The 4630-nt window shown below is 71.2% G+C and carries 4 protein-coding genes; 1 reads left to right on the top strand and 3 read right to left on the bottom strand.

The features are described from left to right. Positions 1-179 precede the first annotated feature (179 nt). The 3 genes from Q0112_RS19130 to parC all read right to left on the bottom strand — a co-directional run bounded on the left by Q0112_RS19130 (position 180) and on the right by parC (position 4315). Positions 180-1109: an electron transfer flavoprotein subunit alpha/FixB family protein gene (locus tag Q0112_RS19130; protein ID WP_297977687.1), complete on the bottom strand. Its 930-nt coding sequence runs from the start codon at positions 1107-1109 to the stop codon at positions 180-182. Continuing rightward, positions 1109-1870 carry an electron transfer flavoprotein subunit beta/FixA family protein gene (locus Q0112_RS19125; protein WP_297977686.1) on the bottom strand — a complete coding sequence of 254 codons (762 nt, stop codon included), beginning with the start codon at positions 1868-1870 and terminating at the stop codon, positions 1109-1111. The genes Q0112_RS19130 and Q0112_RS19125 overlap by 1 nt, the downstream gene beginning before the upstream one ends. Before the next feature lie 204 nt (positions 1871-2074). Continuing rightward, positions 2075-4315 (bottom strand): DNA topoisomerase IV subunit A, encoded by a 2241-nt coding sequence (gene parC, locus Q0112_RS19120; protein ID WP_297977685.1) that lies wholly within the window; start codon positions 4313-4315, stop codon positions 2075-2077. Between the two features lie 96 nt (positions 4316-4411). Between parC and Q0112_RS19115 the strand changes: the two genes are divergently transcribed. Then, positions 4412-4630, top strand: a 219-nt coding sequence (locus Q0112_RS19115) for a serine hydrolase (RefSeq protein ID WP_297977683.1), incomplete at its 3' end; no start/stop codon positions are given.

Here is a 4630-nt window from a genome sequence, read left to right as displayed (position 1 = left end):
GGCGGCCGCGCCCGGATACGGACCGACGGTCCAGGCGGCACCCCCCTTCGCCTCCGCGCTCACGCGCTCCCGGCGAACGGCCCGGGAAACGCATGCGTTTCCCTGTCGGGCCGCGTCCTCGCGGGCAAAAGGCCCGCTTCGATCGAGCAAAGCCCAGGTAACCGCCGAGGGTCGGGGCTCTAGCCGAGCTTCTTCTCGAGCTCGGGCACGATCTGGAAGAGGTCGCCGACGAGGCCGTAGTCGGCGACCTGGAAGATCGGCGCCTCCTCGTCCTTGTTGATCGCGACGATGACCTTGCTGTCCTTCATCCCCGCGAGATGCTGGATCGCCCCGGAGATGCCGACGGCGATGTAGAGCTCCGGCGCCACCACCTTGCCGGTCTGCCCGACCTGCCAGTCGTTCGGCGCGAAGCCCGAATCGACCGCCGCCCGGCTGGCGCCGACCGCGGCCCCGAGCTTGTCGGCCAGCCCCTCGATCAGCCGGAAGCTCTCCTCCGAGCCGACCCCGCGCCCGCCCGAGACCACGATCCGCGCCGAGGTCAGGTCCGGCCGGTCCGAGGCCGCCACCTTGTCCTCGACCCAGGAGGAGAGCCCGGGATCGGCCGCCGCGCTGCCGGTCTCCACCGGCGCCGCCGCCTGCTCGCCCGTCGCCGCGAAGCTCGCCCCGCGCACGGTGACGACCTTCTTCGCGTCGCCCGACTGCACGGTCTGGATCGCGTTGCCGGCATAGATCGGCCGCTCGAAGGTGTCGGCGGAGACGACCCCGGTGATGTCGGAGATCACCATCGCGTCGAGCAGCGCCGCCACCCGCGGCGCCACGTTCTTGCCGCTCGTCGTCGCCGGGAAGACGATGTGCTCGTAGGGCCCGGCCAGCGACAGGATGAGGTCGGTCAGGGGCTCGGCCAGCCGGTGGCCGTAGGCCGCGCCCTCGACGTGGATCACCTTCGCCACCCCGTCGAGCTTCGCCGCGGCTTCCGCCACCGCGGCGCAGTTCTCGCCGGCGACGAGCAGGGTGATCTCGCCGCCCATCGCCTTCGCCGCGGTCACCGTCTTGGCGGTCGCGTCGTTCAGGTTCCGGTTGTCGTGCTTCGCCAGAATCAGGACCGCCATCAGATCACCCCCGCCTCGGTCTTCAGCTTCGCGATCAGCTCGTCCACCGAGCCGACCTTCACCCCCGCCTTGCGCGTCGCCGGCTCCACCGTCCGCACCACCTTCAGCCGCGGCGTCACGTCGACCCCGTAGTCGGCGGCGGTCTTCTCCTCGAGCGGCTTCTTCTTCGCCTTCATGATGTTCGGCAGGCTGGCATAGCGCGGCTCGTTCAGCCGCAGGTCGACCGTCACCACCGCCGGCAGCTTCACGCTCACCGTCTGCAGCCCGCCGTCCACCTCGCGCGTCACCCGCGCCTCGCCCTCGCCCGGCTCCAGCCCCGAGGCGAAGGTCGCCTGCCCCCACCCGAGCAGCGCCGCCAGCATCTGGCCGGTCGCGTTCATGTCGTTGTCGATCGCCTGCTTTCCGGCGATGACGAGGCCGGGCTGCTCCGCCTCCACCACCGCCTTCAGGATCTTCGCCACCGCCAGCGGCTCGATGTCGGTCCCGACATCGTCGGCCGCCACCACCAGGATCGCCCGGTCGGCCCCCATGGCGAGCGCGGTCCGCAAGGTCTCCTGCGCCTGCCTGACCCCGATCGAGACGACGACCACCTCCTCGGCGGCCCCCTTCTCCTTCAGCCGGATCGCCTCCTCCACGGCGATCTCGTCGAAGGGGTTCATGCTCATCTTCACGTTCGCGAGCTCGACCCCGGAGCCGTCGCCCCGGACCCGGACCTTCACGTTGTAGTCGATCACCCGCTTCACGGGCACGAGGATCTTCATCAAACGCCTCCGTCAGATTGCCAGCGCGGGTCTAGGCGGCGGACAGCCGCGGCGCAACAGCAACCTGCGGCCCGCCGCGCCGCCCTGCAACCGCTTCCCGCGGCGGACCGCGTTAACGATGGTTACCATCCGGTTGACGGGACCGGGGATTATCCAGCGAAAACAACGATTCACCCAGGTGGGCACGCGTGCCCACCCCGTGCCTCAGCCGAAGCGATTCTCGCGCGGGAAGCCGCGCGGGGCCATGCGACCGGCGCCGGCGCGCGCGCCGACCCATTCCGCCAGCTCGACCCCGGCGACGGTGCGGGTGCGCCCGGCGGGGTCCTTCCAGGCCAGCCCGTCGGCCAGGTCGAAGGTGATCGCGTCGGCCAGCCCGCCGTCCTTGTACTTCTGCAGCCGCACCCCCTTGCCGCGGCCCATCTCCGGCAGCTCGCCGGTCGGGAAGACCAGGAGCTTGCGGTTCTCGCCCACCACCGCCACGTGGTCGCCGACCGCCGGCCGGCAGACCCGCGCCCGCACCCCCTCCTTGAGGTTCAGCACCTGCCGCCCGCCGCGCGTCTGCGCCACCGCCTCCTCCTCGGGCAGCAGGAAGCCGTCGCCGGCCGCCGAGGCGATGAGGAGCCGCCCCCCCGGCACGTGCACGAAGAGCGCGACCAGCTGCGCCTCGTTCGGCAGGTCGACCATCAGCCTGACCGGCTCGCCCATGCCGCGCCCGCCCGGCAGCCCGGCGCAGGCGAGCGTGTACATCCGCCCGTTCGAGGCGAAGAGCAGCAGCCGGTCGGTCGTCTCGGCATGCAGGAAGAACCCGGGCCCGTCGCCGTCCTTGAACTTCAGCTCGGCGTCGGGCGCGAGATGCCCCTTCATCGCCCGGATCCAGCCCATCTCCGAGCAGACGACGGTGATCGGCTCGCGCTCGATCATCGCCTCTGGCGAGATCTCCTCGACCTCCGGCGCATCGTCGAACCCTGTCCGCCGCGCCCCGCCCGGCGCGCCCTTGCCGAAGGCCTTGCGCACCTCGCGCAGCTCCTCGGCGATCCGCGCCCACTGCGCCCCCTCGTCCGCCAGCAGCGCCGCCAGCCCCTCCCGTTCCACCACCAGCGCGTCCCGCTCGGCGCGGATCTCCATTTCCTCGAGCTTGCGGAGGTTCCTGAGCCGCATGTTGAGGATCGCCTCGGCCTGCACGTCGCTCAGGCGGAACTCCGCCATCAGCACCGCCTTCGGCTCGTCCTCCCGGCGGATGATCTCGATCACCCGGTCGAGGTTGAGATAGGCGACGAGCAGCCCCTCGAGCACCTCGAGCCGCGCCTCGATCCGCGCCAGCCGGAAGCGCGAGCGCCGGAGCAGCACCTCCCGCCGGTGGTCGAGAAACGCCCGCAGCACCTCCTTCAGCGTCGAGACCTGCGGCGTCCGCCCGTCGATCAGCACGTTCATGTTCATCGCGAAGCGCGTCTCGAGATCGCTCGCCCGGAACAGCATCTCCATCAGCATCACCGGATCCACCGTCCGCGCCCGCGGCTCGAGCACGATGCGGATGTCCTCGGCGCTCTCGTCGCGCACGTCGGCGAGGATCGGCACCTTCTTCGCGTTGATGAGCTCGGCCAGCCGCTCGATCAGCTTGCCCTTCTGCACCTGGTAGGGGATCTCGGTGACGACGACCTGCCAGGTCCCCCGCCCCAGGTCCTCCACCGCCCAGCGCGCCCTGACCCGGAAGCTGCCCCGCCCGGTGCGATAGGCCTCCTTGATCGCCGCCCTCGGCTCGATGATGACCCCGCCGGTCGGGAAGTCCGGCCCCTGCACGAAGTCGAGCAGCGTGTCGTCGCGCGCGTTCGGCGTCCGGATCAGATGCAGGCAGGCCCCGATCAGCTCGTCGATATTGTGCGGCGGGATGTTGGTCGCCATCCCGACCGCGATCCCCGACGACCCGTTGGCGAGCAGGTTCGGGAAGGCCGCCGGCAGCACCACCGGCTCCTGCTCCGACCCGTCGTAATTGTCGCGGAAGTCGACCGCGTCCTCGGCCAGCCCCTCGAGCAGCGCCGCCGCCGCCGCGGTCAGCCGCGCCTCGGTGTAGCGCTGCGCCGCCGGATTGTCCCCGTCGACGTTGCCGAAGTTCCCCTGCCCGTCGACCAGCGGATAGCGGACGTTGAAGTCCTGCGCCAGCCGCGCCAGCGCCTCGTAGATCGAGGCGTCGCCGTGCGGATGATAGTTGCCCATCACCTCGCCGACGATCTTCGCGCACTTGCGGAAGGCGCCGTTCGGATCGAGCCTGAGCCCCCGCATCGCATAGAGGATGCGCCGGTGCACCGGCTTCAGCCCGTCGCGCGCATCGGGCAGCGCCCGGTGCATGATCGTGGACAGCGCATAGGTCAGATAGCGCTCGCCCAGCGCCTGGGCGAGCGGCTCGAAGGTCACCGCACCCATCTCGCGGTCGTCGGTCTCGTCAGCCATAGATGTTGTGATACAGCCCGGCGCTTTTCCCGTCCAGCACCTTGCCGCGCGCGGCGAATTCCCCGAAGCTCGCGTCCGAAACAGGGGGATCCCGCCTTGCCCGACCCGCAGTCCGTCCTCGATGCCGCGGTGGCGCGCGGCGACCTGCCCTTCGCCGTCGGCCTCGTCGGCGGGCCGGAGGGCCCGCTCTGGCAGGGCGCCGCCGGCGAGGCCGCGCCCGGCGTCCCGGCCGGGCCCGACACCGTCTACCAGCTCTACTCGATGACCAAGGCGGTCGGGGCGGTGGCGGCGGCCATCCTCGTCGAGCGCGGCCGG

Origin of the sequence: uncultured Amaricoccus sp. (assembly GCF_937858865.1) — a bacterium.
In the GTDB taxonomy this organism is placed as follows: domain Bacteria; phylum Pseudomonadota; class Alphaproteobacteria; order Rhodobacterales; family Rhodobacteraceae; genus Amaricoccus.
Note: the sequence above shows the minus strand (reverse complement) of the source record. Positions and strands in the feature narration are given on the sequence as shown.

Bases quoted from the DNA above. Each gene is read 5' to 3' on its own strand.
- Q0112_RS19130 (WP_297977687.1), bottom strand. From the start codon at position 1,109: ATGGCGGTCCTGATTCTGGCGAAGCACGACAACCGGAACCTGAACGAC.
- Q0112_RS19125 (WP_297977686.1), bottom strand. From the start codon at position 1,870: ATGAAGATCCTCGTGCCCGTGAAGCGGGTGATCGACTACAACGTGAAG.
- parC (WP_297977685.1), bottom strand. From the start codon at position 4,315: ATGGCTGACGAGACCGACGACCGCGAGATGGGTGCGGTGACCTTCGAG.